This window comes from Roseateles oligotrophus (assembly GCF_014204525.1).
Lineage (GTDB): Bacteria > Pseudomonadota > Gammaproteobacteria > Burkholderiales > Burkholderiaceae_C > Paucibacter_A > Paucibacter_A oligotrophus_A.
On the sequence record NZ_JACHLP010000022.1, the window covers coordinates 1 to 2931 of the forward strand.

The 2931-nt window shown below is 65.1% G+C and carries 2 protein-coding genes; both read left to right on the forward strand.

Translation table 11 applies throughout. From position 1 onward, the window contains the following. Window positions 1-1487 (forward strand): amino acid adenylation domain-containing protein (locus HNP55_RS23895; protein ID WP_184304911.1); only part of this gene is annotated, 1487 nt, incomplete at its 5' end. Next, window positions 1487-2931 (forward strand): condensation domain-containing protein (locus tag HNP55_RS23900; protein WP_246448650.1); only part of this gene is annotated, 1445 nt, incomplete at its 3' end. The genes HNP55_RS23895 and HNP55_RS23900, both read left to right, overlap by 1 nt.

A 2931-nucleotide genomic window follows, 5' to 3' on the forward strand; every position in this document is an offset into this window, starting at 1 on the left:
TCAGGGAACGTATCCCGGCGACCGAGCGGCTGGAGGTGCTGGAGCTCGATGTGCTGGATCTCGGTGGTGAGCCAGAGCACGACCCCGATGTGGCGTTGCATGGGGAGAGCCTGGCGTACGTGATCTACACCTCGGGCTCCACCGGGCGACCAAAGGGGGCGGCAATCCGGCACCGGTCGCTGGCCAGTTGCATGACCTGGATGCAGCAAACCTATGGTCTGACGTCGACCGACACAGTGCTGCACAAAGCACCATTCGGCTTCGACGTGTCCGCATGGGAGATCTTCTGGCCGCTGACGGCGGGTGTGAGACTGGTAGTGGCCAACCCTGGCGACCACCGTGACCCCGAGCGGATCACCGAGCTGATCCGCACGCATCAGATTACGACGCTGAACTTCGTGCCTGCGATGCTGCAGGCCTTCCTGGCACACGAAGGCATCGAGGGAGAGACGCGGCTGCGGTACGTGATCTGCGGCGGCGAGGCCATGCCTGCGGCGACGCAAGGCGAAGCGCTGCGCCGGCTCGAAGGCGTGAGCTTGCAGAACCTGTACGGTCCGACCGAAACCACGATCCACGTCACGCAGTGGACCTGCCGGGACGACGAGCAAAGCCTGGTGCCGATCGGACGGCCCATATCCGAGACCAATGCCTATGTGCTGGATGGCGAGTTGAGCCCTGTACCGCAGGGCGTAGCTGGTGAGTTACTCATTGGTGGTGAGCTCTTGGCCCGAGGCTACCTGGGCCGGTCGGGCTTGAGTGCGGAGCGGTTCGTGGCTGATCCGTTCGACGAGGCGGGCGGCCGGTTGTACCGCACGGGGGACCTGGTGCGGTGGAACGCTGAGGGTCAGCTGGAGTATCTGGGGCGGTTGGACCACCAGGTGAAGATCCGTGGCCTGCGCATCGAGCTGGGCGAGATCGAGGCGCAGATGCTGGCGCAACCCGAGGTGCGCGAGGCGGTGGTGGTGGCCAGGGACGGGCCGGGCGGCGCGCGGCTGGTGGGCTACGTCTCGGCGGTGGCGGGGCAGGCGATCGAGGCAGGCGAGCTGCGTGAGCGGCTGGGCCGGCAGTTGCCGGACTACATGGTGCCCAGTGCGGTGGTGGTGCTGGATGCGCTGCCGCTCAATGCCAATGGCAAGGTGGACAGGAAGGCGCTGCCGGAGCCTGGGCTGGAGGGCACCCGCGAGTACGAGGCGCCGCAGGGCGAGGTGGAAAAGGCGCTGGCCAAGATCTGGGCCGAAGTGCTGGGCGTGGAGCGCGTGGGCCGCCACGACAACTTCTTCGAGCTCGGCGGACATTCGCTGTTGGCCTTGCAAGTTGTAGCACGAGTTCAGGCGCTGCTGCGATCGGATCTGGCCATCGGCCGCGTTTTCACTCACCCAACCTTGACAAGCATGGCGTCATTGATTGAGGACGAGGGTTGGACACAAAGCAAATCCGATTCGTTGACCGAAATTGATACTTTCATTGATAACTTGGAAGCTGTGTGATGAGTAGTCCCACGACCCACCGAATTGCCGAACGCTTTGCTCGGATCGGCGCCGAGCAGCGGCGAGCCGTCTACGAGAAGATCAAGCTAGAGGGCTTGGTCATTGGTCAATTTCCGATTCTCAAGCGAGACGAATTTGTATGGGATTCCTGCCCCGCTTCCTACGCGCAGGTCCGCCAATGGTTTTTGTGGCAGTTGGACCCTGGGAGCACGGCATACCACCTCAGTGGTGCGCTGCGGCTGCGCGGTGAGTTGAACGTTGGAGCCTTGAATGCGAGCTTTGCTGCGCTGGTTGAGAGGCATGAGTCGCTGCGTACGGTGTTCCGGGCGGGTGAGGATGGCCAGGCCGAGCAGGTAATCCAGGAGGATGGGGGCGTGCAGCTCGAGGAGATCGACCTGAGCGGGATCGCGGCGGCGGAGCGGACCGCGCGGGTGCGAGCCGAAGCGGTGCGGCTGCACCAAGCTCCATTCGATCTGGGGCGGGGCCCGTTGCTGCGGGTGGGGTTGATCCGGGAGGCAGCCGACGAGCATTTGCTGGTGGTGGTGATGCACCACATCGTCTCGGACGGCTGGTCGATGCAGGTCATCGTCGACGAGTTCGTCGCGCAGTACCGGGCACGGGCGCAAGGGCGCGAGCCAGAACTGCCACCGTTGCCGATCCAATACGCAGACTACGCCGTGTGGCAGAGGAACTGGCTGGAGGCCGGGGAGAAGGACCGACAGCTCGAGTACTGGAAGGCGCAACTGGGCGACGAACATCCGGTGCTGCAGTTGCCGGTGGACCATCCGCGCCGCGCCAACGGGCGCTACACGGCGGCGAGTTGCGGCATCGAGTTGCCTGCGGAGTTGGTGAGCAGCTTGTATAAGCGGGCGCAGGCCGAAGGGGCGACGCTGTTCATGGTGCTGCTGGCTGCGGTGCAGGTGCTGCTGCAGCGCTACACGGTGCAGCACGACATTCGAGTGGGCGTGCCGATCGCCAACCGCCACCGTGTGGAGACCGAAGGGGTGGTGGGCTTCTTCGTGAACACGCAGGTGCTGCGCAACGTGATTGAAGGGCGCATGAGCCTGGAGAAGGTGCTCAGACAAGCCAAGGAAGCCGCGCTCGGCGCCCAGGCGAATCAGGACCTGCCGTTCGAGCAACTGGTCGAGGCGCTGCAGCCCGAGCGCAACCTGGGCAGCAATCCGCTGTTCCAGGTGCTGTACAACCACCAGCGGCAGGACCGGCGGGCGCTGGAGAAGCTGCCTGGGCTGAGCCTGGAGGGCTACGAGCTCGGGGAGCAGGGGGCGCAGTTCGAGCTGACGGTCGACAGCGGCGAGGCGGCGGATGGGCGAGTGCAGGTGAGCTTCAGCTATGCCCGGGAGCTGTTCGAGCCTGAGACCATCGAGCGAATGGCGGGCCACTACGTGGCGGTGCTGCGGGCGCTGGCCGACCATCCCGAGCAGGC